This window comes from Mycolicibacterium sp. XJ870, from assembly GCF_053483975.1.
In genome coordinates, this window is the sequence record NZ_JBEFTI010000001.1 from 687,336 (window position 1) to 711,917 (window position 24,582).

Genomic DNA, 24,582 nt, shown 5'->3' on the forward strand with positions numbered 1-24,582 from the left:
CACGCCAGAGTGGCTGCCGGCGCCGACAGCCACGCTAGCGTGACGAACCGAAACCCTCAGGATGCCTTCAGCCGGATCCGCCAGCGCACGAACCCGGTGTAGACGATGCAGAGCAATACCAGGAGGCCGATGTTGGTCAGCCACGCCGACGAGGTGTGGTGCCAGTGCGAATCGGCGGGCAGCAGCGGTGGCGGCACCAGGCGGGTCAGGTCGACGGTCGATGCCGAGGCCGCGAAACCCCAGCGGGCCGGGGTGATCCAGGACAACTGATCCAGCACCACACGGTCGGTCACGGGGATCATGCCGCCGGAGAACACCAGCTGGCTCATCACGGTCACCACCAGCAGCGGCATGATCTGTTCGGCCGAGCGGGCCAGCGCCGACAGCGCGAGGCCGACCATCGCCGAAGCCACACACGTCATGGAGATGTCGATGAACAACTCCAGGTTGCGCCCACTGATAAAGGCGCCGCGCTCCGTCGCGCCCGGGCCCCAGCCCTTGCCCAGGACCGTGATCACCGTGACGATGGCCGACTGGATCACCGCGAAAACCGCGAAAACCGCGATCTTTGCCATCAGGTACGCCGTCGTCGACAGGCCGACGGCCTGCTCACGACGGAAGATTGCCTGCTCACCGATCAGCGCCCGGATGGTCAATGCGGTGCCCATGAAGATGGCGCCCACATTGAGCATCACCAGGATCTGGCCCGCCTCGTTGGGCGCCTCGCCGCCCTGGATGGCCGGCACCGGCAGACCGAACCCCACATCACCGGGCACCGACAGCGACAGCACACCCATGATGAACGGCAGCATCATCAGGAAGGCGGTGTAGCCGCGGTCGGACACGATCAACCGGACTTGTCGGCGCGCGATCGTGGAGAGCTGCCGGAACAGGCTGGTCTTGGCTGGCGCGCCGAGGTCCGACGGTTCCTGTTGGGGCGGCGGCGGCGGCGTCGGGCCAGTGCGTTGCCGGTAGCGCTGATGGGCGGCATCCGGATCACCGGCGACAGTGCTGAAGATGTCGGCCCAGTTGGTGGTGCCGAGTTCCGGGCCGATCTGGTCGGGCGGGCCGCTGAACGCGGTCTTGCCGCCGGGTGCCAGCAGCAGCACCTGATCGCACACATCGAGGTAGGTCAGCGAGTGGGTGACCACCAGCACCACGCGGCCGGCGTCGGCGAGTTGGCGCAGCATCGTCATGACCTGCCGGTCCAGCGCCGGGTCCAGACCCGAGGTGGGCTCGTCGAGGATCAGCAATGACGGGCCGGTCAGCAGTTCCATGGCCACTGAGGCGCGCTTGCGCTGCCCACCGGACAGCTTGTCGACGCGGGTATCGAGATGCTTGGTCATCTCGAGCTCTTCGAGCACCTGCATGACGACCTGTTCGCGGTCGTCCTTGGTGGTGTCGGGCGGCAGCCTCAGTTCGGCGGCGAACATCAGCGCCTGCCGGACGGTCAGCTGACCGTGCACGACGTCGTCCTGCGGCACCATTCCGATACGGCTTCGGAGCGAGGCGTATTCGGCGTGCACGTCGTGGCCCTCGAACGTGATGGTGCCGCTCGTCGGATGCGTGTAGCCGGCGACCTGGCGGGCGAACGTCGACTTACCTGCGCCCGACGGCCCGATCACGGCGGTCAAAGTTCCCGGCCGCGCGTCGAGCGAGATGTTGTCCAGCAGCGTCTTGTTGCCCTCGATGGTCCACGTCAGACCGCGCACCTCGAGCCCGCCGGTGCGGGTGTCGGCTTCGGTCTTGGTACCCCGGGCGAGGGTTCCGCCGGCGAACACCAGGTCCACGTTGCCGATCGTGACGACGTCGCCGTCGTGCAGAACCGCCGAATCCACCCGGGCGCCGTTGACGAAGGTGCCGTTGATGCTGCGCTCGTCGCGGATCTCGGTGCCGCCGGGTAGCGGGATCAACGTCGCGTGATGACGCGAGGCCAACACGTCGGGGATGACAATGTCGTTGTCGGTGGCGCGGCCGATCTTCACCGCTCCCGCGGGCGCCGTTGTGGTGCGACCCGGGCGCAGGATCTTGAGCATGCTGGTCGCGAGATTGCCTGCCTGCTCACCGCCCCTCGGTGCGGCGGGACCCATCGCGGTCGGCGCCTGCCCTGACGACGGAGCCCGCACCGGGCTGGGTGTCCGGACAGGCTGCGACTGATAGGACTGCGGCGCGCTCGGGTAGCTGCTCTGCGGTCCGCTCGGGTAGCCGCTCTGCGGTCCGCTCGGGTAGCGCGGCTGCGGGCCCGACTGATAGCCGGGCCGCGGCGTGCTCGGCGGCGCCGTGTAGGGCTGCTGCCAGCCACCACCGGTGGGTGCCTGGGTGGGCCAGGCGGCGCTGGGACGGCTTGCGACGGGCACGGCCGCGGTCGGTGTGCGTCCGACGGAGCCCTGGTGACGACCCACTTCGAAGGTCACCTGCGGCCCGTCCGGATTGCCGATGTTGATGACCTGGCCGTCTTGGATGTCTACCGACGGCATCCGGCGACCGTTGACGTACATGCCGTTGAGGCTGCCGTTGTCGATCGCGATCCATCGGGTGTGGTCGAAGCGCAACACCAGGTGGGCACGCGAGATCAACGGGTGCGCGATGCGGACGTCGGCGCGAAGATCGCGGCCGATGACGACATCGTTGCCGGGGGCAAAGGTACGGGTCGACCCCTCGTACCGAACGGTCAGCGCAGGTGGGGCTGGTCGGCTCATCGCGGTCAACTCTATCGGTACTTGTCACCGGGGCCGCGGTGCCGCGAAGGTGTCGCGTCGTGTGACGATGGCGCGTGTGGGTCGCGAGGAGATAGCCGAAAACGTACGTTGCGCGCTGCGTCCGGTGTCGGCGGTGCTGGCCGGGGCAGCGGTGGTGTTGCTGGCGTTGGCGGTAGCCCTGGGTTTGTGGAGCCGGTTGGGCGCCTCGCGAAGCCTCGGCGAAGACAGCTGGTACCTGAGCAACGTGCACCGGTGGGGCAACGGGTTGCCGAACGGGATCGCGATTTCGGTGTGCGGCGTCGCGATCGTGTTGTTCGCTGCGATGGCCCACAGCCGGTGGCGAGGCCGCAACGACGATGCGTATCTGCCGGGCGGGTCGGCCGCGTGCGCGGCAGTGATGGTGTTGCTGTTCTTCGCCTACTGCACGCCGGGCATCCCGGAGTTCTACCGCTTGGCGATGGTCGGTTCTCCGGTCACCACGGCGGTACCCACCGCAGTGGCGGCGTGGGGGTTGAGCATCGCAGGCACGGTCGCGACGTTGCTTGCCGCGAGCGCCTTTCCCCGGTTGGGGCGCAGCAGCACCCGGCTCGTGGCGGTCGGCGCGGCGATCGGTGTGGTGGTCGCCGCGGTGGTGACCGTGGTGGCGGTGCGCGCCGGCGACGACAGCCGCTACGTCGACGCGACGACGGCCGACGCCATGGATGTCCCCGCGGCCCCGGCGAGCTTGGGGCAGCGCGCCTTCACCGTGACGGTGCCCGACGCGTTCACCGAGGACCCACCGAGACCGCAGGCTCTCGTCGCGGCCGGCGGGCCCGGCTTCGTCGTGTACCACGATCACCGGGTGACGGCGTACGGAAACGACGGCAACGAGCGCTGGCACTACACGCGCACCGGACCGGGCGATGTCTCGGTCAACGGCATGCGGGTGTTCGACAACGGTTCCACCGTGGTGGTTTTCGTCCGCGACGCACTTGTCGGCCTCGACGCCACGACGGGTGAGCAGCTGTGGACGAGCACAGACAGTCGGATGATCTACGCCATATCGCAGGAGCCCGGCTACAACCTCGTCTCGCCGTTCGTGGTTTACCGAGGTGAGGACGCGTGGACGCGGTATGACACCCGCACCGGCAGCCCGATGTGGACGGTTCGTCCGCCCGATGTGCCGTGCGAGTTCCCGGCGCGAGCGGCTGACACACCCTCGTGGTTGGTGTCGGTGTCGCGGTGTCCAGCGGGCGACGGCGTCGACATCCGGGTGCTGGCATTGGACCCTGCTACTGGCGAAACACGTTGGGACAGCAAGGTGTTAAGCGGACAGGCCGACATGATCGCGGTCGCCAACCCGGCCAATGCGGCCGGGGTGTTCGTGCAGTTCGGCGGGGCGGGATCCCCGCGCGGGATGTCTTACGTCAACGTGGCGGACAAGACGGTGACGCCTCTGCCGGAGCGGGGCAGCGGTGAACCCTCGGTGGGTCCGGCCGACGACTTCGTGTTCTCGGGATGGGAGGACGGTCGGCAGGTCGTGCTGTTCGGGCCCGATGGCACGCAACGCTGCACGGCCGCAAGCCCTTTCAGAGGCGCCGAGACCCAGATCGTGGGCCAGGGCAATGGTCTGGCTTACGTGTCGTTCGGCGATGACTTCGTGATCGCAGACCGCGCCGGGGCCCTGCGGACCTTTGACAGCACCACATGTGCCCAGACCGCGTCCGCGCCCGCCGAAGCCGTGGCGGGTTTCGTGCCGGTTCCCGAGGCGGTACTCGCGCTTCGGCACGACGGCCGGAATCTGCTGATCGACGGGTACACCGCCGGGTAGTCAGGCGGCCAGGTTCGGCACCGCCTCTTCTGGATAGCGGTCCTCGGCCTCCCAGACATCCCAGGTCTGGACACCCCAGAACACCCCGAACAACAGAATCAGCGCGACCTCGACGATGAACACTCCGAACTCGACGTGCGTGACGAGGAAGACGACGGCCAGCACCACGGTGACGAGCATGAGTGCGGCGATGGTCGCGTAGAACCTGGCGCGGTGTTGACGCACCGCGGCCCTGGCGTAACACGCGTGATAGACCGCGACGAGCGTGATCCCGAGGAACATCGCCACTGAGGCGAAGACGTGCGCACGCTCCATGAACCAGTCCCAGAACAGCAACAGCGCCCCGGCTATCGCACACACGAACAGCCCTGCCGGAAGTAGCTTTTCGATCCTCAACAGCGCGGTGGCGATGCCCTTCCAGGGGGTGGCCGCCTCGGCGCAGGCCGGCGTCGACGCGGTGGGTGCGGGTTGCGCGGGACGCCACCGGCCCAGTGCCAGGTACAGGGCCGCACCGAGAGTCGCCGCGACTAACAGTGCCGTGACGTTGTTGGCGACGGCCCCGAACGGATCCGCCACGGTGGGCAGCCACGGCTCGCACACGTTGTCGGGACCGGTCGGAATCAACGCCACGGCGAATGCGGTGAAGCCCGAGAAATTCAGCAGTGCATCCTCGCCGATGCGACTGCCCTTGTAGGCGATCAGGCACATCCCGATCGCGCACACCGCGGCCAGGAACACCGAATGCGTACGGGTGTAGAAGAACGCGCTGATCGACCCCTGAAGGCAGCTCTCGCTCCACGTGAGGGCGAGCGAGACCAGCAGGAACACCACCAGTGCGACGAGACCCACCCGGACGTAGCGATAGGTGACCATGGTGTCGCTGGCGGCCATGGTCTTGTTATCCCACGAGCGTGTCCGGTGCTCCAGTCACCACGCAGTGGGTATGGCTGTAAATCGTCGGCATGCATCGGTTGCAGTGTGTGCACGCCGACTTCACTGAACTGTCGGCCTTGATGCGATTGATCAGATCGGGCTCGGCCAAAAGCGCCCGGCCCATCGCGACGAACTCGAAGCCCGCCGCCATCGCCTTGTCCATGGTCTCCCGGTTGGTGATGCCGCCGAGCAGGATGATCGGCATGGACAGCTCGGCGCGGAACTTCTCGGCGTCGCGCATGAGATACGCCTCGCGGTACGGGTATTCTCGGAAGAACTTGTTGCCGCTCATCCGGATGCCCCAGCTGATCGGCGGTTTGAAGTTCGCGGCGAATTCCTTGACCGGGGCTCCGCCGCGAAACAGGTACATCGGGTTCACCAGCGAGCTGCCCGCAGTGAGCTCGATGGCATCCAGCCCGCCGTCTTCCTCGAGCCACTTGGCGGTCTGCAGCGACTCGTCGATCGGGATACCGCCGCGGACGCCGTCGCTCATGTTGAGTTTGGCGATGACCGCGATGCGCCGGTCCCCGTGGTTGTCGACGGCGTCGCGCACCGCGCGCACCACCCCGCGGGCCACCTTCGCCCGGTTCTCCAACGACCCGCCGAACTCGTCGGCGCGGCGGTTGATCAGCGGAGACAGGAACGAGCTGGCCAGGTAGTTGTGGCCGAGGTGGACTTCGACCGCGTCGAATCCGGAGTCGATGGCCAGCCGCGCGGCGTTGGCGTGGGCCTCCATCACGTCGCGGATGTCGTCGATGGAGGCTTTCTTGGCGAACCGCATCGACAGCGGGTTGAAGAACCGCACCGGCGCCAGCGCTTTGGCCTTGTTGGTGCGGGAATTGGCCACCGGCCCGGCATGGCCGATCTGGGCGCTGATGGCCGCGCCCTCGGCGTGGACGGCCTCGGTGAGCCTGGTCAGTCCGGGCACAGCTTCCGGGCGCATCCAGATCTGCCAGCCGTCGGTCCGGCCGCCCGGTGCCACCGCGCAATAGGCGACCGTGGTCATCCCGACGCCGCCCGCCGCGGGCAGCCGGTGGTACTTGATCAGATCGTCGGTGACCAGCGCATCCGGCGTCGACGCTTCAAATGTGGCCGCTTTGATGATGCGGTTGCGCAGCGTCAAAGGGCCGAGCTTGGCCTCACTGAAAACATCAGTGAACACACTGGGCTGAGTGTTCATAAAAGGAGCCTGCCATGGGCCTGACACAATGGCACACGTGGGTGCGATCACGTTGGACGGTAAGGCGACGCGCGACGAGATCTTCGTCGATCTCAAGCAGCGCGTGGCGAAGTTGACCGAGGCGGGGCGCACGCCCGGGCTGGGCACCGTGCTGGTCGGTGACGATCCGGGCTCGCAGGCCTACGTGCGCGGCAAACACGCCGACTGCGCGAAGGTTGGCATCAACTCGATCCGCCGGGACCTGCCCGCTGACATCTCCCAAGCCACCCTTGAGGAGACCATCGACGAGCTCAACGCCAACCCGGACTGCACCGGTTACATCGTGCAGCTGCCGCTACCCAAGCAGCTGGACGAGAACGCCGCCCTGGAGCGCATCGACCCGGCCAAGGACGCCGACGGCCTGCACCCCACCAACCTGGGCAGGCTCGTGCTGAACGAGCCCGCGCCGTTGCCGTGCACACCGCGCGGCATCGTGCACCTGCTGCGCCGGTTCGAGGTACCGATCGCCGGGGCGCACGTGGTGGTGATCGGACGCGGGGTCACCGTGGGCCGGCCGCTGGGTCTGCTGCTGACCCGCCGGTCGGAGAACGCGACTGTGACGCTGTGCCACACCGGCACTCGCGATCTGCCCGCCCTCACCCGGCAGGCCGACATCATCATCGCCGCAGTCGGCGTGCCGCACATGGTGACTGCGGACATGGTCAAGCCGGGGGCGGCCATTGTCGATGTGGGTGTCAGCCGCGTAGAGGGCAAGCTGACCGGTGACGTCGCTCCCGACGTGTGGGAGGTGGCCGGTCACGTCTCACCCAACCCCGGTGGCGTGGGCCCGCTGACCCGGGCGTTCCTGTTGACCAACGTCGTCGAGCTCGAAGAGTCGAAACTGGCGTGACGCCAAAGGAATTCGCCCGCAAAGTGTTCGCCGGCCAGTGGCCGATCCTGACGGTCGGCCTGTTCTTCGTTGCGGCGTTCGCCTTGGTTGTGGCGGGTTACTGGCGCCGTGGCGCGCTGGTCATCGGAATCGGCGTCGGGGTGGCCGCCGCACTGCGCTTGACGCTTGCCGATGACCGGGCGGGTCTGCTTGTGGTGCGTAGCAAGGCAATCGACTTTGTCACCACGGCCAGTGTGAGCGCCATCGTGCTCTACATCGCCTGGACCATCGACCCGTTGGGCACCAGTTAAACGGCCACTGCGAACAGCGCGGCCCATTGCGCGGCGGTCAGATCCCGGGGGAGTGCCGACGGGTTTATCTCGTTGTGGCGTAACCATTGCCGCGGCACTCGTTGGCCGACGATCTGTCCCATGCCCCGTCCTCGCCCGGTGAACACCTGGTGCACCAATGATTGATAGCGCTGGCGATCAGCACTGTCGATCAGCGGCTCGGTGCGGCGCGCCATGGTCAGCAGCCCCGCGTCAACGGACGGCCGAGGCCGGAAGGAATCTGCGGAAACCTTTCGTGCCAAGCCGAACTCGAACCACGGCCACCACTGGGCGGTCATCATGGTGGCACCGCCCACCCCGGCGCGCCGGCGGGCCACTTCCCACTGGACCAGTAGCACAGCGTCGGTCCAGCCCGGACCGTGCAGCAACCGCCGCAGCATCGCCGTCGTCAGGTGGAACGGCAGATTGCCCACCACGACGTGAGGTGTGCGCGGCAATCGGTAGTGCAGAAAATCGGCCGCAATGACGTCGGCCGACGATTGCCGCGCCAGCCGGTGTGCCCGTCGACGGTCGATCTCGACGGCAGTCAGGGGCCTGTCGAGCCGTTGTAACGGCAGCGTCAGGGCACCGTTGCCTGCGCCGATCTCGACGATGGGACCCGTTGTGGACGACACGATTTCGATGATGTCGGCGACCACGCGACGATCGCACAGGAAATTCTGGCCGAGCTCATGCCGGCCTTGATATGGGGAAGACACGCAATCTCCGCAGACGCAGGGACAAGGCTGCTGCGGCGGATGTGTCTAGGAGCAGATCCGCCGCTAGGCGATGCGAATGCGGATGAAGAAGGTCGCTGCTGACATGGCATCCAGGGTAGGGAGTTGCGCCCGGTGCTTCAACTGATTTTCAGCGCGACCGCCACGATGGGCTTGGCCCACGCCGGCGTCGCGGAAAGGTTTGGCGGGCCGACGATCTCGCCCCGCATGACGTGAAGCACCAGCACCGGCAGTGGCGCCTGGTCGGCGGAGGCGGGTGCGGAGTTGTCGTACACCCGCAGTTCGGTGAGGACAGGCAGGAGTTGCACCAGGTTCTGCCTGCTGTGGCGCCAGCGACGCCGGATTGCGGCCTCCGGGATGTCGTGGCCGCCGATGCTGACGCGGTGCCGGACCCGTTCGAGGTGCAACTCGGGGGAGGCGAGTCCGACGTACCAGATCCGCACTTCGAATCCTTCGGCCGCCGCCAGTGCCAGCAATCGCGGGATCGTGCTACCTCCCAACGTGGATTCGATGGTGAAGTCGAGGTGCTCGGCGATCGCACGTTCGAGCAGACGCTTGCCCTGCTGCCAGGCCAGTCCGTTGGCCCGGGTCTGGTCCAGGTCCGGGCTGGCCGCCATCAACCTGCGCGCTGCCTCGTCGGGATTGAAGTACTCACCGCCGAACGAGCGGATGGTCGCGCCACCGATGCTGCTCTTGCCTGCACCGTTGACGCCGGCGAGCACATGTATGCAGGGCAGGTCAGCCTCGCTGTGCCGAGCGGGCGGCCGCGCCCAGCTGTTCAGGCGTGGCGTCGAACGCCGCGGCCGCCGCGGCCTTCGACTCCGGCGTCTGCATGCGTTGCAGCAGGTCGTCGAATTCGTCGGTCAGTTCGTCGAGGGCAGGGGTGTTTCCGCGGGTGAGCGCCTCGAACTCGGCGTAGGAGATCAGCACGGCCTTGGGGGCATTGTGTTTGGTGATCGCGACGGCGCCGCCGAGGGCGGCCTGCTCGACGATCGCGGCGAACTCGTTCTTGAACCGGGTGGCCGCGACGGTCGGCACGTCGACCAGCTCGCCCGCACGGTTGCGGAACGTCAAGGTAGTCATGTGGCCATTCTAGCCCTATTGGACATTTCGTCCATTATGGCCATAATTTAGGTGCCCATGAGGCAATATTGCCTACTGGGCAAAATTGAACTAGCGTGACGGACGTGAGACTCCGTGAACGCAAGAAGCTCGATACCCGAAGGGCGCTGAGCGACGCCGCGCTGACGCTCGTGTTCGACCGCGGACTCGAGAACGTCACCCGCGAGGACATCGCCAACCTGGCGGGGGTCTCGCTTCGCACGTTCAACAACTACTTCACCGGCAAGTACGAAGCGCTGGCCTACCGTCAGACCGAACGCATGCGACGCAGCATCGACCTGCTGCGGGCACGCCCGGCCGGCGAGCCGTTGTGGACGTCGCTCACCGAATCGGTGCTTGAGCCGTTGGATGCCGACTTCGACGACGTGTACGGGGCGGAGACCGCGCTGCCGACTCGTCAGCAACTCGTCGAGGTTCGAAAACTGCTGATGATCCCCGAGATCCGTGATGCGACGTTCCGCGGGATGTTCGCCGAGTGGGTCGCGGCGATCGCCGAGCGCACCGGCACCGACCCCGAGCGGGACATGTACCCGCGGTTGGTGGCCGCGGTCGTACGCGCGGTCGGAGACGTCGCGATGGATGAGTATGCGACGTCCGATCCGCCGGTGGCCTTCACGTCTTTGCTGCGACAGGGATTTGCGGCCGTCGCCGCGGGTCTGCCCGAACCCGAAAGGTTGCAATGAACACAACAGATGTGGTGATCTCTGGAGCCGGACCCAACGGCTTGCTGTTGGCAGGGGAGCTGGCACTGGCTGGGGTTCGGCCTGTGGTGCTGGAGCGCCTGCCCGGGCCCGATCCCGAGCTGAAGGCCAATGGCATTATCGGACAGGCCAATCGCGCGCTCGACCTACGCGGTCTCTACCAGAGGCTCAGTGGGTCGGAGCAACCGCCGCAGCCGCTGAACGCCTTCATCTTCGCCGGCATGCAGGTGCCGTTCGTCGATGTGACCGATAATCCCATGTACGGCATGCTGATTAAGCAACCGCGCGTGGTGCGGCAACTCGTCGACTGGGTGGCTGGGCTCGGCGTGGAGATCCGCTGGGGTCACGAGCTCACCGGCATCGCGCAGCGGCCCGACGGCGTCACGGTGTCGATCACATCGCCGCAGGGAAGCTACGGTCTGGACACCACCTACCTCGTCGGGGCCGACGGCGGACGCAGTCAGGTCAGAAAGAGTGCCGGCATCGAATTCCCCGGCCTGACCACCGATCTCGTCGCGCGCGTCGCCCACGTCAACATGTCGGACGAACTGCGGACCGGGGACGGCGCTCTCAATGTTCCAGGAATCGGCCGGGTACCCTTCGGTCACAACAGGTTTGATCGAGGTGTTCTCATCTACGCCGAGTTCGAGCCGGGCCGTCCCATGGTGGGAACCATCGAATTTGACACCATACTGCCCGAGGACGCGCCACCGCTGACGGTCGCCGAACTGCGGGAGAGTGCCAGTCGCGTACTTGGTGTCGACCTACCGATGGAACCGCCGACCGGACCCGGACCGCACGCGTTGCGACGCATCAACGGCCAGAACACCCGGCTGGCCGACCGGTACCGCGTCGGCAATGTGTTCCTGGTGGGCGATGCCGCCCATGTGCATTCCGCGATGGGCGGCCCCGGCCTGAACCTCGGCATGCAGGACGCGATGAATCTGGGCTGGAAGCTGGCCGCCGCGGTGCAGGGCTGGGCGCCGTCCGGTCTGCTCGACAGCTACCACGACGAACGTCATCCGGCAGGCCAGCGGGTGATGATGCATTCGATGGCCCAGGCCGCACTGATGGCCGAAGGTCCCGAAGTCCACGCGCTCCGAACGCTTTTCGGCGAGCTGTTGGCGACCACGGATGGTGCGTCGCACATCGCGAACCTGCTTGCCGGATCCGATGTGCGTTACGAGGTCACCGACGACCACCCGCTGTCCGGACGCCTCGTGCCGGACCTGGTGCTCGACGACGGGCGCCGGGTCGCCGAGCTTCTGCACTCGGGCCGGCCCCTGCTTCTCGACTTGTGCGGGCACTATGCCGACGCGGCGCAGGGCTGGCGGGACCGGGTCAACGTCGAGGTGGCTGCCGCAACGGATCAGCCGGCGGCGCTGTTGATTCGGCCTGACGGCTACGTCGCCTGGGCTGCAGGCAGTTCCGATGACGACGGCCTGCAGGCAGCACTGCACCGCTGGTTCGGCCCGGAAGCTTCGGGGGCCGAGGAACTCAGCGCCTGAGTGCCCGACGGATTGCCGCGGGGTGGCGGGCGATCCGCGGCCCGAGCATCAGGGCAAACACCGTGATCGCCAGCCACGGCCGCAGGTGTGGGCGTAGGCGTCGAATGCGGCTGTTGTCGTCGAGTTCGAACACCAGCGCATCGGTGATGGTGATGCCCGCGATCCGGGCCTCGCTGACCGCCACCCGCATCGGGCCATCGCCGATCGCCTCATGCCAGGTCAAGTCACGCAGGCCGCCGTATACGGCGGCCAGTAGTGGCCGCAGGTCCTGATGCCCGCGGAACACCATCCGGCCGGACAGGGGTGAGACCAGCTCAGCGTCGGGCGCCAGCGTGTCCAAGATCCGCTCGACGTCGTTGGCTCGGGTGGCTTCGCAGAACGCGACCACCGGATCAGTTCTTGTCTCCATCGCCGTGCCCCAATCGTCCCTTGTGATTTGCAACCTACCTAATCAGAGCCCATGGCGAAAAGCAATGAACTATCGTGAAGGGATGGCTAAACAGTCCTTCAGCGACATCTCGTGTTCCATCGCACGGGCCGTCGACGTGGTGGGGCAGCGGTGGACGCCGCTGATCCTGCGCGACCTGTTCGCGGGGCTGGCGCGGTTCGAGGACATCCGGCGAGACCTCGGCATCGCGTCGAACGTCCTGACGGCGCGGCTGGATGACCTTGAACGCCAGGGGGTCGTCGAACGACGGCAGTACCAGAGTGCGCCGGCGCGTTCCGAATACGTGCTCACCGAGAAGGGGCGAGATCTCTATCCGGTGATCGCGACGCTCGTGGCGTGGGGGGACAAGTGGTTGGCCGGAGCGGACGGGCCACCGGCGCTGCTTGTCCACACTGAATGTGGTTGCATCACAACGGCGAAAACCGTGTGCGCGGAGTGCGGTGGTGAACTCGACGCCGCGACGGTCACCGCCGCTCCCGGCCCCGGCGCCCGGAGCGGGCCAGGCACCGCCGTCATCGGCGAATTCATCGCTGCGCCAACACTCAGGACAGCGTCGCGCGAATGCACACCGTGACATAGGGCAGTGCCAGGCCGTTGGCGTTGGCAAGTGCCGGATGCGTCGCCAACAGCTCACGAACGCGACCGAGGGTGCGGGTGCGGACCTGCTCGGGTGAGGTGATGCAGTAGCTGCGGGAGGCCACGAGGTCGATGAGTGCCTGTGGGGTCAGGTAACTCGTCCACTCCACCTGCCGGCGTTCGGTATCGGCGAACGGCTCGGACAGCGTCACCTGATGGTTGAACGGATCGTCCTCGTGGCCGATGATGGCGCCCAGATCCTTCACCCAACCCATGCGTTCATCGCGGGTGTTCCACACCAGGCCCAGCCGACCACCCGGCCGCAGGACCCGGCTGACTTCCTTGACGGCCCGCTCCGGATCGAACCAGTGCCAGGCCTGTGCCACCAGAACGGCATCAACACTGTTGTCGGGCAGGGGAATTTCCTCCGCCGTGCCCAGTAGCGCGGGAGTGTCGGGCAGTGAGTGCGACAGCAGTTCCAGCATCTCGGCGATCGGGTCGACAGCCACCACGTCGAGCCCACGTTCAACCAGCCGGGTGGTGAGTTTGCCTGTCCCGGCGCCCAAATCGAGCACGTCGCGGGCGCCTGCCGGCAGCAGCCAGTCGATGGCCTCCGGCGGATACGACGGCCGGCCGCGTTCGTAAGCGGCGGCTTCCGAGCCGAATGACAGGGATCGCTGCTGCTTGGAACCGGTCACCTTTGTGCCAGCTCCAATGTCCGGCGGATCAGCTTGCCGACAAGCTCGGTCTCGACCAGGAAGCCGTCGTGGCCATAAGCCGAGTCGACCACATCCAGGCCGCTGCAACCGGGCAGCAGGTCGGCGAGCTCCTCCTGCAGGCGGATCGGGTACAGGCGGTCGGAGGTGATTCCGCCGACCACCACGGGCACCGGGCAGCTCTGCAGTGCAGCGCGCACGCCGCCGCGGCCGCGCCCGACATCATGGGTGGACAGTGCATCGCTGAGGACGACGTAGGTGCCCGGGTCGAATCGGGCAGCGAGCTTGCCGCCCTGGTATTCCAGGTAGCTCTGCACGCCGTAGCGGCCGCCGGTGTTCGGATCCTCGTCACCTTGGGCGTCGTTGCCGAACCTGGTGTCCAGCTCCTCCTCGCCGCGGTACGTCAGATGCGCGAACCGCCGCGCGATCTCCATTCCGGCAAGCGGCGCCCGGCCGGTGCCGTAGTAGTCGCCGCCCTGCCAGTCGGGGTCCGCCGTGATCGCGGCGACCTGGGTGCTCTGCGTGCCGATCTGATCGGCAGTGGCGCGAGCACCGACGGCCAGCACCAGAGCGGAGCGCACCTCGTCGGGATATCCCACGGCCCATTCCAGGGCGCGGGCCCCGCCCATCGAACCGCCGACCACCGCGGCGACCTCGGTGATGCCGAACGCCGCAAGGGCGGCCCGGTCGGCCGCCACCTGGTCGCGGATCGTCGTCTTGGGAAAGCGTGAGCCCCAAGGCTTTCCGTCAGGGGCGGGGGAGCCGGGGCCGGTGGAACCGCGGCAGCCGCCGAGCACATTCGTCGAGATCGCGCACCAGCGGTCGGTGTCGATCGGGGCGCCGGGCCCGGCCACCCCGTCCCACCAGCCCGGTGTCGGGTGGCCGTCACCGGCGGGGCCGGTCACATGGGAGTCTCCGGTGAGTGCGTGCAGCACCATCACCACGTTGTCGCGGTCGGGCGACAGCTCGCCCCACCGCTGCACGGCGATGGTCACGTCGGGCACGACGGTGCCGTTCTCCAAGGTGAGGGCACCGATGTTCACCACGCCGATTTCGCCTTCGGCGGGCAGTGTCCGGGTGTGCACGGCAGCTTCTTCGGTGATCGTCACGTCAAGCTCACACCGTCTGGGCCGTCTGAGCGGCGCCGCTGAACGGACGGGCAGCGGCGAATCCCAGTTCGAGATCGGCCAGGATGTCGTCGATTCCCTCGATGCCGACCGCCAGGCGCACCAGGCCGGGGGTGACACCGGTGGACAGTTGCTCCTCGGGAGACAGCTGCGCATGCGTGGTCGACGCGGGATGGATGACAAGCGAGCGCACGTCGCCGATGTTGGCGACGTGGCTGTGCAGCGTCAACGCGTTGACGAACGCCTTGCCGGCCTCGATACCGCCGGCCAGCTCGAAGGCCAGCACGGCGCCGGTTCCCTTGGGGGCCAGTTTCCGGCCCAGCTCGTACCACGGTGACGTGGGCAGGCCCGCGTAGTTCACCGACGTGACGTCGGAGTGCCCGGCCAAGTACTCGGCGACCTTCTGCGCATTGGCCACATGTCGCTCAACACGCAGCGAGAGCGTTTCTAATCCCTGCGCGATCAGGAAGGCATTAAAGGGCGCCGCTGCCGAACCGAGATCGCGCAACAGCTGCACCCGGGCCTTGAGCGCATAGGCCGGCGCGCCCAGCTCGGCGAACACCACGCCGTGGTAGCTGGGATCCGGCTCGGTGAACCCGGGGAACTTGCCGTTGGTCCAGTCGAAGGTGCCGCCGTCGACAAGGACACCGGCGATCGCCGAGCCGTGCCCACCCAGGTACTTCGTCGCCGAGTGCACGACGATGTCGGCGCCGTGAGCGATCGGCTGGATCAGGTAGGGCGTGGCGATCGTGTTGTCGACGATCAGCGGGACGTCATTGTCGTGAGCGACAGCCGCCACCGACGGAATGTCGAGCACATCAATCTGCGGGTTGGAGATCGTCTCGGCGAAGAACGCCTTGGTGTTCGGCCGCACGGCCGCGCGCCAGGAGTCCAGCTCGTCGGGGTTGTCCACAAAGCTGACCTCGATACCGAGCTTGGGCAGCGTGTAGTGGAACAGGTTGTACGTGCCGCCGTACAGCCGCGGGCTGGACACGATGTGATCGCCCGCCCCGGCGATGTTGAGGATGGCGAACGTCTCGGCGGCCTGCCCGGACGACAGGAACAGGGCGGCCACTCCGCCCTCGAGGGCGGCGATGCGTTGCTCGACGACATCGGTGGTCGGGTTCATGATGCGGGTGTAGATGTTGCCCGGCTGTTCGAGGCCGAACAGCGCCGCGGCGTGCGCGGTGTCGTTGAACGTGTAGGACGTGGTCTGGTAAATCGGCAGGGCCCGCGCGTTGGTGGCGCTGTCGGGAGTCTGGCCGGCGTGGACCTGCTTCGTCTCGAAGGACCAGTTGGCGCCGTCGTCAGGGGTAGTCATGGGTGTGTTGTCTCCTACGAAAGAGTGAGGTCGGCTACCGGGCGTCGGCCCTGTCGTCAATCACGGCAGGCGGACGCAAACAGTTCACGGACAACAGCACATGTTCGGCCTCCATCAGGTTTCCCTGTCTCCTCTGGGGGCCCGAACGTACGGACCCGCGCTTGCCTTGCAGCCGACCTGTTCAAATCACACGGCTACTCAACCTGGTCATCACCCGGGGCACCCCACCGCGGTTGGAGGGTTGCCGGCCAGCGAGCCGGGGCTTGACGCTGGCACTCATGACCGGTCCGAAGCTTATCTCACGACCTCAGGTTGAGGCCACCCAGATAGCTGCGTGTCGATTTTGCCAGAACGAAACCTACTGGTCAGTAGCCAAATGTTTCCGGACCCAGTCGCGCGCAAGGGCAGTACTCCCGCGATACTGGTAACCGTCGCTTCACCACAAGCGCTCCGGTTCTGACGAGAGCATCTGACCGAAGAATCTGACCGAAAATGACGCCGGGAGAACAACACATGACCGCCGAGCAGCCGACCATCATCTACACGCTGACCGACGAGGCCCCGCTGCTTGCGACGTATGCCTTCTTGCCGATCGTCCGCGCCTTCGCCGAACCTGCCGGCATCAACGTCCAGACCAGTGACATCTCTGTGGCAGCGCGGATCCTGGCCGAGTTCTCCGATTACCTGACCGAAGAACAGCGCGTGCCGGACAACCTGGCCGAGCTGGGCAAGCTGACGCAGGAACCGGACACCAACATCATCAAGCTGCCGAATATCAGCGCCTCGGTGCCGCAGCTGCTGGCCGCCATCAAGGAACTGAAGGCCAAGGGCTACGACCTGCCTGACTATCCCGGTGAACCCAAGACCGACGAAGAGAAGGCCATCAAGGACCGCTACGCGAAGTGCCTCGGCAGCGCGGTGAATCCGGTTCTGCGCGAGGGCAACTCGGACCGCCGCGCGCCCAAGGCCGTCAAAGAGTACGCGCGCAAGCACCCGCACAGCATGAGCGAGTGGTCGCAGGCGTCGCGCACCCACGTGGCCACCATGAAAAAGGGCGATTTCTATCACGGCGAGAAGTCGATGACGCTCGACAAGGCGCGCAACGTGCGCATGGAGCTCGTCACCAAAGGTGGCGAGACGATCGTGCTCAAGCCCGAGGTGAAGCTCGACGAGGGCGACGTCATCGACAGCATGTTCATGAGCAAGAAGGCCTTGGTCGAGTTCTACGAGGCCGAGATGGAAGACGCCTACAAGACCGGCGTGATGTTCTCGCTGCACGTCAAGGCGACCATGATGAAGGTCAGCCACCCGATCGTGTTCGGCCATGCGGTCAAGGTCTTCTACAAGGACGCGTTTGCCAAGCACCAGAAGCTGTTCGACGAACTCGGTGTGAACGTGAACAACGGCCTGTCCGATCTGTACGCCAAGATCGAGTCGCTGCCTGCCTCGCAGCACGAGGAGATCATCCGGGATCTGCACGCCTGCCACGAGCATCGGCCGGAGCTGGCCATGGTGGATTCGGCCAAGGGAATCTCGAATTTCCATTCCCCCAGCGACGTGATCGTGGACGCCTCGATGCCTGCGATGATCCGCCTCGGCGGCAAGATGTATGGCGCCGACGGACGGACCAAGGACACCAAGGCCGTCAATCCGGAGTCCACGTTCTCCCGCATCTATCAGGAGATCATCAACTTCTGTAAGACCCACGGCCAGTTCGACCCGACGACCATGGGCACCGTTCCCAACGTCGGGCTCATGGCGCAGAAGGCCGAGGAGTACGGCTCCCACGACAAGACGTTCGAGATCCCCGAGGACGGCGTCGCCAACATCGTCGACATCGAGACCGGCGAGGTGCTGCTGACCCAGAACGTCGAAGAGGGTGACATCTGGCGCATGCCGGTCGTCAAGGATGCACCGATCCAGGATTGGGTGAAGCTGGCCGTCACCCGGGCGCGGCTGTCCGGCATGCCGGTGGTGTTCTGGCTGGACACCGAGCGGCCGCACGAGGCCGAGCTGCGCAAGAAGGTCAAGACCTATCTGAAGGATCACGACACCGAGGGCCTGACCATCCAGATCATGCCGCAGGTATGGGCGATGCGGTACACGATCGAGCGCGTCATCCGCGGACAGGACACCATTGCCGCGACCGGAAACATCCTGCGCGACTACCTCACCGACCTGTTCCCGATCCTGGAGTTGGGCACGAGCGCCAAGATGCTCTCGATCGTGCCGCTGATGGCCGGCGGCGGGTTGTACGAGACCGGGGCGGGCGGCTCGGCTCCCAAGCACGTCCATCAGCTGGTGGAGGAGAACCACCTGCGCTGGGATTCGCTCGGCGAGTTCCTCGCGCTGGGCGCCAGCCTGGAGGATCTGGGTAACAAGGCCGGCAACGAGCGGGCCAAGATCCTGGCCAAGACGCTGGACGCCGCGACCGGAAAGCTGTTGGACAACAACAAGAGTCCGTCACGCAAGACCGGGGAGCTGGACAACCGCGGCAGCCAGTTCTACCTGGCCCTGTACTGGGCAACCGAACTCGCCTCGCAGAGCGACGACCAAGAGCTGGCAGACCAGTTCGCCCCGCTCGCCAAGTCGCTGGCCGAGAACGAGGACACCATCGTGGCCGAGCTCAACGAAGCTCAGGGCAACTCGGTGGACATCGGCGGCTACTACTACCCGGACCCCGAGAAGACCACGTCGGTGATGCGGCCGAGCAAGACGCTCAACGCCACGCTGGGCACTGCCGACGCCTGAGCCACACCGGCCTCGCGCGCGGTGCTAACCCGTCGCGCGGGGCTGGTCGGTATGGCGCTCGACGAAGTCGATGATCAGCTTGGTGATCCGGTCGGGCGCCTCGAACATCGGCACGTGTCCGACGCCGTCGAGTCGGGTGACCTCTGCATTGGCCGGCAGGTTCTCGGTGAAATGCCGGGTGAACCGTGGCGCCGGGAGTACGCGGTCCTTCTCGCAGATCACCAGATGAGTTGGGGTGCACGAGTTCGGCAGCTCCATCAGCCCGGCCGTGGTCAAGGCCTTGACCATCAACTTGTAGTAGGCCGGGCAATGCGCGAGGTCTTCGATCAGGTCGTGGCGGTCGCTGTCGTTGAGGACGTCCTGGGTCGCACTGACGGCCACATAGGAAATTTGGCGGGAGAACGGCAGCCGCTGCACTTTCTGGCCCAACAGCGTCGTCGCGAGCACCACGGGCAGCCCCGCCAGGAACTTGCCGATGATCTCGTACTTCGCGAGCGTGAACCGGGTCCAGCCGCCTGCGGGTGCGATGCCGGTCAGGGTGCGGGCCCGGCCACGGCGTTCCAGTTCGAACGCGACCCAGCCGCCCAGCGAGTTGCCGACGATATGCGCGGTCGTCCAGCCGAGCGCGTCCATTCGCTGCTCGACCTCGTCGGCCAGGTGCGCTACATCGAGCAGTAGCGGCGACCGGGTGCCGCCGTTGTGGCCGGCCATGGTCGGGGCGAACACCTCGTAACGGCCGGTCTGGGCCAGCTGCGGGGCGACGTACTTCCACACGCTCTGCGACAGCAGGAACGGATGCAGCAGCAGGATCGGCTCGCCGGATCCCAGATGGATGGGTGCACGTTCGGACATGCCGCCCGACCTTAAGGTGATACCGCCGGTACCGCAAGCGGCCTGTCGGCGCGGCTCGGTAGGGTCAGCGCACGTGAGTCCCCTGACCGTCAGCACCATCAACGTCAACGGCATCCGCGCAGCGGTCAAGCAGCGGTCCACCGAGAACCTCGGGCTTCTGCCGTGGTTGAAGGAAACCGAAGCCGACGTGGTGTGCCTGCAGGAAACCCGCGCCGATGACGAGCAGCTCGCCGACGCGCTGACGCCTGCACTGGCCGACGGGTGGAATCTCGCGTCCGCGGCCCCACACGTCAAGGGCCGCAACGGTGTCGCGGTGCTGTCGCGGCATCCGATCGAGGCGTCGCGTGTCCTGATCTCCGACGAATTCGAGACGCACGGTCGTTATCTCGAGGTGGACACTGCCGGTTCGACCGTCGCGAGCGTGTATTTCCCGACGGGCGAGGCCGAGACCGACCGCCAGTTGGAGAAGGAGCGGTTCATGGCGACGGTCGCGACGCGGATGGCGGAGCTGCATGCGAATGATGCTGTGGTCTGCGGAGACTGGAACATCGCCCACACCGAGAACGACATCAAGAACTGGAAGGGCAACGTCAAGAAGGCCGGGTTCCTGCCCAGCGAGCGGGCCTGGCTGACTGAGCTGTTGGCCACCGGTTGGGTGGATGTGGTGCGCGTGCTGCATCCCGACGTCGCCGGGCCCTACAGCTGGTGGTCGTGGCGCGGTAAGGCTTTCGACAACGACGCCGGCTGGCGCATCGACTATCACCTGGCCAGCCCGACACTGGCGGCTCGGGCTGCGTCGGCCCGTGTCGACCGGGCTGAGGCCTACGCGCTGCGATGGTCCGATCATTCGCCGGTGACGGTTACCTACGCCTGACGACGCGCCGGTCTTGGCCGTCGTTCGTCGGGACATGTGTTCGTCGGGCAGAATTTCCCGTGGAGGTGGCGACCGTGCACGAAGTGGTCGAGTCGAAGCGGCACGAGATCGAGCGATTGTGCCGTGAACTTTCGGTGCGGCGGCTCGATGTGTTCGGTTCGGCAGTCGGTGATTCGTTCGACTCCGAATCCAGTGACGTAGACGTTCTCGTTGAGTTCGACGTAGGCGGCAACTTCGACTACTTCGATCATTACTTCTCGCTCAAGGAGGGTCTGGAGCGAATCCTTGGGCGATCGGTCGACGTCGTGACGGTGTCGAGCATCAAGAACCCATACTTCAGGCGACATGTTATGGAAACGCGGGAAGTCGTTTATGCCGCGTGATCCGAGGAAGTGCTACGCCTGACGCCAGCCCGGCCGGCGGCCGAGATGCGCGAGGATCTTCTCGAAATCCGTTGTGGCCGGCGTATTCACGGCACGCGCGAAGGGAGCGCCGGCGTCGTCGCGGAAATCACCGTCGGGGATCGCCGTCACCAATGGCAGGGCAGCGGCAATGACGTCGTCCGGCAGTTCGTACGGCACGCCCAACGATGCCGCGACATCCCAGCCGTGCACCACGTAATCCACGAAATGGAAGCCGATCGCGAGCGCGCCGGGGAACGTCGCGCCGGGTCCGAACTCGGGTAGCGCGAACGTCGCCTCGGCAACTCCGTCGGCTGCGAACGCGTCGAGCACGTCGTGGGCGGCCGCGGCGTAGGACCCTGCGGGGTCTGGGCCGACCGGGCCGACCTGCCAGACCGCGTCGTCAGCACCATTGCCGCGCGCAGCCGCGGCGAAGCCCCGGTGTTGCACGGTCATGTGAGCCAGCAAGTCGGCGAGGGTCCAGCTCGCACACGGTGTCGGGCGGTCGAGATCCGCGGCGCCGACGGTGTTGACGACGTCGATGGAGCGCAGGACGGCGATGCGGTGAAGGGGGCGGAGGTCAGTATTGGTATGCATGAGCTTATGATAAGCATGAGCATATAATTGTGCAATGCCTACCATGATCGAGTGTCGCGACGTCCCGACCTGGCAGCCATGCTTGCCCCGCTGCTGCGCGAGTTGTTCGATGCCGAGCTGCCCGTACTGAAGAAACACGACGTGTCGATGTGGGGATACGCCGTGCTGAGCGCGCTGGACCGGTCGTCGATGCGGACCCAGGCCGCGCTGGCCGAGGCGATCGGGGCGGATAAGACCCGGATCATCCGCACCCTCGACGAGCTCCAGCAGCGGGGGCTCATCGACCGGCAGCCCGACCCGGACGACCGCCGCGTGCGGTTGCTGGCGATCACCGCTGCCGGCCGTGAGCTCAAGGACGCGGTGCAGGCGGAGATCCAGCGGGGGGAGGAGCGCTGGCTGGGCGAACTGTCGGCAGCCGATCGAAAGGTGTTCCTGCGGGTACTGCAGACCCTGACCCGCGAAGAAACCGGATGACGGCAATGGGAAAATCGAACCCATCATGAGTAGCGGAAGCCAACGCGTCGTGTTCTCCGGCGCCCAGCCCACATCCGATTCCCTGCACCTCGGCAACGCCTTGGGCGCGGTGACGCACTGGGCGCAGTTGCAGGACGATTACGACGCGTTCTTCTGCGTCGTCGACCTGCACGCCATCACTGTTCCGCAGGATCCGGAAGTCTTGCGTCGCCGCACGCTGGTGACCGCCGCGCAGTATCTGGCGCTGGGAATCGATCCGGCTCGCAGCACGGTGTTCGTGCAGAGTCACGTGCCCTCACACACGCAAATGGCGTGGGTGCTGGGGTGTTTCACCGGTTTCGGTCAGGCGTCGCGGATGACGCAGTTCAAGGACAAGTCGCAGAAGCAGGGCGCGGACGCCACCACCGTCGGGCTGTTCACCTACCCGGTGCTGATGGCCGCCGACGTCCTGCTCTACGACACCGACGTCGTTCCGGTCGGCGAGGATCAGCGCCAGCACCTCGAGCTGGCCCGGGATGTCGCGCAGCGCATCAACGCTCGGTTTCCTGGCACGTTCGTGGTGCCCGAGGCCATGATTCCCAAGGCAACCGCCAAGATCTACGACCTGCAGGACCCGATGGCGAAGATGAGCAAATCGGCTGCCACCGACGCCGGCTTGATCAGCCTGCTCGACGATCCGAAGGCGACGGCGAAGAAGATCCGCTCCGCGGTCACCGACAGCGAACGCGAGATCCGGTTTGACCCGGAGGCCAAACCGGGTATTTCGAACTTGCTGACAATCCAGTCGGCCGTCACCGGCACCGACATCGACAAGCTCGTCGATGGCTATGCCGGGCGCGGGTACGGAGATTTGAAGAAGGATACGGCTGAGGTGGTCGTGGAGTTCGTCACCCCGATCAAGACCCGGGTCGACGAACTGCTGGCCGACACGGCCGAACTGGAGGCCATCCTGGCCGCCGGGGCGGAGCGTGCCAAAGAGGTCTCGGGCAATACGGTTGCGCGGGTCTACGACAAGATAGGGTTTCTTCAGCAAACGTCGTAGGCGCCCAGAGGAGGGTGGTGCGTGGACGAGCAGGAGAAACCGGGGATTCTCGCCCGAGCGCGGGCCCGCTATCCGTGGTTCGACCATGTGATGCGGGCACAGCAGCGGTACACCGACTGCAACGGCAACTTCTACGCCGCCGGAATCACCTACTTCACGATCTTTGCGCTGTTCCCGTTGCTGATGGTCGGCTTCGCCTTCGCCGGCTTTCTGCTGTCCCGCCGCCCCGGCCTGCTCGCCGAGATCGAGGACCGTATCCGGGCCGCGGTTTCCGGGGACCTCGGCCAGCAACTTGTCACGTTGATGAACTCGGCGATCGAATCCCGGGGAACTGTCGGCGTGATCGGCCTGGCCACCGCGGCGTGGGCCGGGCTGGGTTGGATGGCGAATCTGCGCGAAGCGCTTAGCCAGATGTGGGAGCAGCATCGTCACCCGGAGGGCGGGTTCGTCGGCAACAAGGTGTCGGATCTGTTGGCGTTGGTGTCCGCCTTCCTGGCGATGGTGGTCACCATCGCGCTGACCGCGCTGGGCGATCCGACATTGATGCGCAAGGTGCTGGAATGGCTCCATATCGGTGACATCGCCGGCATCACCGGCGGTTTGCGCGTGGCGTCACTGGTGGTGTCTGTGTCGGTCTCCTGGCTGCTCTTCACCTGGATCATCGCGCGGCTGCCGCGGGAGCGGGTCAGCTTCCGCAGCTCGATTCGAGCCGGGTTGCTCGCTGCGGTGGGCTTCGAGATTTTCAAGCAGGTGGCGTCTATCTACCTGCAGTCGGTGCTCAACGGGCCCGCCGGCGCAACTTTCGGACCTGTGCTCGGGCTGATGGTATTCGCCTACGTCACTGCACGTTTGATCCTGTTCGCCACGGCATGGGCCGCGACCACGCGGGAGAGTCTCGAAGCCGCGCCGGTACTGCCGCCCAACCCTGCCCAGATCACCACGAGGGTCCAGGTCCGCGAAGGTGTGGGCTTTTCAGGGATGGTGGCCGCCGCTGTCGCGGGAGCTATTGGCGCGCTTGGTTTTTTGCGATTCAGGCGTCACTAGTGCGCTATTCCTCCGCCGATTGTCACGCCAGAGTGGCTCCGGAGTTCGGCAGCCACTCCAGCGTGACAATGGGGTCTAGTGTCCGATCACCTTCAGCCCGACGATGCAGCCGACCACGCCAAGCATGAGCAGTATTTTGATCACCGAAGCGCCTTCGTCACCCGTCAGCATGGCGTAGCTGACGGTGAGTACCGCGCCGATGCCGACCCACACCGCATAGCTGGTGCCGGTCGGCAGAGTGCGCATGGCGATCGCCAGGCCCACCATCGATGCGATCAGCGCGACGCCGAAGACCAACGACGGCACGAGCCGGGTGAAGCCTTGGGATTTGCCCAGGGCAGTTGCCCACACCGCTTCGAAGACGCCCGAGACGACGAGAATCAGCCAAGCCATGAGATACCTCCAAGGCCCGTCTTGTCGCTCGCCGGGTACGGTGCCGCCTCGTCCGGTGCCATGTGCTGGCGATACCAAT

At 66.2% G+C, this 24,582-nt stretch carries 25 protein-coding genes and 2 riboswitches; of the genes, 12 read left to right on the top strand and 13 right to left on the bottom strand.

Annotated elements, in window-relative coordinates; genetic code table 11:
- Positions 1–56 precede the first annotated feature (56 nt).
- Positions 57–2,699, bottom strand: a complete 2,643-nt coding sequence (locus ABQF30_RS03405) for an FHA domain-containing protein (protein WP_448461083.1) — start codon at positions 2,697–2,699, stop codon at positions 57–59.
- A 67-nt stretch (positions 2,700–2,766) separates the two neighbouring features.
- Here ABQF30_RS03405 and ABQF30_RS03410 point away from each other — a divergent pair, with 67 nt between their 5' ends.
- The gene (locus ABQF30_RS03410; RefSeq protein ID WP_448463407.1) at positions 2,767–4,509 is read left to right on the top strand and encodes a BamB-related PQQ repeat family beta-propellar protein; all 1,743 of its coding nucleotides are present in this window, start codon (positions 2,767–2,769) and stop codon (positions 4,507–4,509) included.
- Here ABQF30_RS03410 and ABQF30_RS03415 read toward each other — a convergent pair whose 3' ends face one another.
- Both ABQF30_RS03415 and ABQF30_RS03420 read right to left on the bottom strand, forming a co-directional pair.
- A complete protein-coding gene (locus ABQF30_RS03415; protein ID WP_448461085.1) occupies positions 4,510–5,400 on the bottom strand; it encodes a diphosphate--fructose-6-phosphate 1-phosphotransferase in 891 nt (296 codons plus the stop codon).
- Between the two features lie 7 nt (positions 5,401–5,407).
- Positions 5,408–6,622: an NADH:flavin oxidoreductase gene (locus tag ABQF30_RS03420; protein ID WP_448461086.1), complete on the bottom strand. Its 1,215-nt coding sequence runs from the start codon at positions 6,620–6,622 to the stop codon at positions 5,408–5,410.
- Between the two features lie 37 nt (positions 6,623–6,659).
- On the opposite strand from ABQF30_RS03420, the gene ABQF30_RS03425 reads away from it, so the two are divergent.
- The gene (locus tag ABQF30_RS03425) at positions 6,660–7,511 is read left to right on the top strand and encodes a bifunctional methylenetetrahydrofolate dehydrogenase/methenyltetrahydrofolate cyclohydrolase (RefSeq protein WP_448461088.1); all 852 of its coding nucleotides are present in this window, start codon (positions 6,660–6,662) and stop codon (positions 7,509–7,511) included.
- Positions 7,508–7,801 carry a DUF3017 domain-containing protein gene (locus ABQF30_RS03430; protein ID WP_448461089.1) on the top strand — a complete coding sequence of 98 codons (294 nt, stop codon included), beginning with the start codon at positions 7,508–7,510 and terminating at the stop codon, positions 7,799–7,801. Before ABQF30_RS03425 ends, ABQF30_RS03430 begins: the two co-directional genes overlap by 4 nt.
- Here the strand turns inward: ABQF30_RS03430 and erm are convergent.
- The 3 genes from erm to ABQF30_RS03445 all read right to left on the bottom strand — a co-directional run bounded on the left by erm (position 7,798) and on the right by ABQF30_RS03445 (position 9,639).
- Entirely contained in the window at positions 7,798–8,538 is a 741-nt protein-coding gene (gene erm / locus ABQF30_RS03435; RefSeq protein WP_448461091.1) for a 23S ribosomal RNA methyltransferase Erm, read from the bottom strand. The two genes, ABQF30_RS03430 and erm, sit on opposite strands and share 4 nt — an antisense overlap.
- 137 nt (positions 8,539–8,675) lie before the next feature.
- Positions 8,676–9,338: an ATPase gene (locus ABQF30_RS03440; protein WP_448463409.1), complete on the bottom strand. Its 663-nt coding sequence runs from the start codon at positions 9,336–9,338 to the stop codon at positions 8,676–8,678.
- Positions 9,295–9,639 carry a type II toxin-antitoxin system prevent-host-death family antitoxin gene (locus tag ABQF30_RS03445; RefSeq protein WP_448461093.1) on the bottom strand — a complete coding sequence of 115 codons (345 nt, stop codon included), beginning with the start codon at positions 9,637–9,639 and terminating at the stop codon, positions 9,295–9,297. Before ABQF30_RS03445 ends, ABQF30_RS03440 begins: the two co-directional genes overlap by 44 nt.
- A 104-nt stretch (positions 9,640–9,743) precedes the next feature.
- Between ABQF30_RS03445 and ABQF30_RS03450 the strand changes: the two genes are divergently transcribed.
- On the top strand, positions 9,744–10,361 hold the full coding sequence (locus ABQF30_RS03450) for a TetR/AcrR family transcriptional regulator (RefSeq protein WP_448461094.1): 618 nt from the start codon (positions 9,744–9,746) through the stop codon (positions 10,359–10,361).
- Entirely contained in the window at positions 10,358–11,887 is a 1,530-nt protein-coding gene (locus ABQF30_RS03455; protein ID WP_448461096.1) for an FAD-dependent monooxygenase, read from the top strand. Before ABQF30_RS03450 ends, ABQF30_RS03455 begins: the two co-directional genes overlap by 4 nt.
- Here the strand turns inward: ABQF30_RS03455 and ABQF30_RS03460 are convergent.
- A complete protein-coding gene (locus ABQF30_RS03460) occupies positions 11,877–12,296 on the bottom strand; it encodes a nuclear transport factor 2 family protein (protein WP_448461098.1) in 420 nt (139 codons plus the stop codon). The two genes, ABQF30_RS03455 and ABQF30_RS03460, sit on opposite strands and share 11 nt — an antisense overlap.
- Positions 12,297–12,378: 82 nt before the next feature.
- On the opposite strand from ABQF30_RS03460, the gene ABQF30_RS03465 reads away from it, so the two are divergent.
- Positions 12,379–12,909 (top strand): winged helix-turn-helix transcriptional regulator, encoded by a 531-nt coding sequence (locus ABQF30_RS03465; protein WP_448461100.1) that lies wholly within the window; start codon positions 12,379–12,381, stop codon positions 12,907–12,909.
- On the opposite strand, the gene ABQF30_RS03470 is transcribed toward ABQF30_RS03465, so the two are convergent.
- The 3 genes from ABQF30_RS03470 to ABQF30_RS03480 are packed head-to-tail and all read right to left on the bottom strand — an operon-like array spanning position 12,878 to position 16,075.
- On the bottom strand, positions 12,878–13,609 hold the full coding sequence (locus tag ABQF30_RS03470; RefSeq protein WP_448461102.1) for a class I SAM-dependent methyltransferase: 732 nt from the start codon (positions 13,607–13,609) through the stop codon (positions 12,878–12,880). The genes ABQF30_RS03465 and ABQF30_RS03470 overlap by 32 nt on opposite strands.
- Positions 13,606–14,736: a homoserine O-acetyltransferase MetX gene (gene metX, locus ABQF30_RS03475; protein ID WP_448461104.1), complete on the bottom strand. Its 1,131-nt coding sequence runs from the start codon at positions 14,734–14,736 to the stop codon at positions 13,606–13,608. Before metX ends, ABQF30_RS03470 begins: the two co-directional genes overlap by 4 nt.
- 7 nt (positions 14,737–14,743) lie before the next feature.
- Entirely contained in the window at positions 14,744–16,075 is a 1,332-nt protein-coding gene (locus tag ABQF30_RS03480; protein WP_448461106.1) for a bifunctional o-acetylhomoserine/o-acetylserine sulfhydrylase, read from the bottom strand.
- 152 nt (positions 16,076–16,227) lie between these two features.
- A riboswitch (SAM riboswitch) is annotated at positions 16,228–16,359 on the bottom strand.
- Between the two features lie 229 nt (positions 16,360–16,588).
- On the opposite strand from ABQF30_RS03480, the gene ABQF30_RS03485 reads away from it, so the two are divergent.
- Positions 16,589–18,826, top strand: coding sequence for an NADP-dependent isocitrate dehydrogenase (locus tag ABQF30_RS03485; protein ID WP_448461108.1), 2,238 nt, complete (start codon positions 16,589–16,591; stop codon positions 18,824–18,826).
- Positions 18,827–18,850: 24 nt separating this feature from the next.
- On the opposite strand, the gene ABQF30_RS03490 is transcribed toward ABQF30_RS03485, so the two are convergent.
- Positions 18,851–19,678, bottom strand: a complete 828-nt coding sequence (locus tag ABQF30_RS03490) for an epoxide hydrolase EphH (protein WP_448461109.1) — start codon at positions 19,676–19,678, stop codon at positions 18,851–18,853.
- An 82-nt stretch (positions 19,679–19,760) separates the two neighbouring features.
- Here ABQF30_RS03490 and ABQF30_RS03495 point away from each other — a divergent pair, with 82 nt between their 5' ends.
- Both ABQF30_RS03495 and ABQF30_RS03500 read left to right on the top strand, forming a co-directional pair.
- Positions 19,761–20,552: an exodeoxyribonuclease III gene (locus tag ABQF30_RS03495; protein ID WP_448463411.1), complete on the top strand. Its 792-nt coding sequence runs from the start codon at positions 19,761–19,763 to the stop codon at positions 20,550–20,552.
- A gap of 74 nt (positions 20,553–20,626) precedes the next feature.
- The gene (locus ABQF30_RS03500) at positions 20,627–20,935 is read left to right on the top strand and encodes a nucleotidyltransferase family protein (RefSeq protein ID WP_448461110.1); all 309 of its coding nucleotides are present in this window, start codon (positions 20,627–20,629) and stop codon (positions 20,933–20,935) included.
- 12 nt (positions 20,936–20,947) lie between these two features.
- Here ABQF30_RS03500 and ABQF30_RS03505 read toward each other — a convergent pair whose 3' ends face one another.
- On the bottom strand, positions 20,948–21,550 hold the full coding sequence (locus tag ABQF30_RS03505; RefSeq protein WP_448461111.1) for a TIGR03086 family metal-binding protein: 603 nt from the start codon (positions 21,548–21,550) through the stop codon (positions 20,948–20,950).
- A gap of 78 nt (positions 21,551–21,628) precedes the next feature.
- On the opposite strand from ABQF30_RS03505, the gene ABQF30_RS03510 reads away from it, so the two are divergent.
- The 3 genes from ABQF30_RS03510 to yhjD are packed head-to-tail and all read left to right on the top strand — an operon-like array spanning position 21,629 to position 24,110.
- On the top strand, positions 21,629–22,024 hold the full coding sequence (locus ABQF30_RS03510; protein WP_448463413.1) for a MarR family winged helix-turn-helix transcriptional regulator: 396 nt from the start codon (positions 21,629–21,631) through the stop codon (positions 22,022–22,024).
- Between the two features lie 25 nt (positions 22,025–22,049).
- On the top strand, positions 22,050–23,066 hold the full coding sequence (gene trpS / locus ABQF30_RS03515; RefSeq protein ID WP_448461112.1) for a tryptophan--tRNA ligase: 1,017 nt from the start codon (positions 22,050–22,052) through the stop codon (positions 23,064–23,066).
- A 21-nt stretch (positions 23,067–23,087) separates the two neighbouring features.
- Entirely contained in the window at positions 23,088–24,110 is a 1,023-nt protein-coding gene (gene yhjD, locus ABQF30_RS03520) for an inner membrane protein YhjD (protein WP_448461113.1), read from the top strand.
- Between the two features lie 75 nt (positions 24,111–24,185).
- On the opposite strand, the gene ABQF30_RS03525 is transcribed toward yhjD, so the two are convergent.
- Entirely contained in the window at positions 24,186–24,503 is a 318-nt protein-coding gene (locus ABQF30_RS03525) for a DMT family transporter (RefSeq protein ID WP_448461114.1), read from the bottom strand.
- Positions 24,504–24,514: 11 nt separating this feature from the next.
- Positions 24,515–24,578, bottom strand: a riboswitch (guanidine-III (ykkC-III) riboswitch).
- Positions 24,579–24,582: the final 4 nt, after the last annotated feature.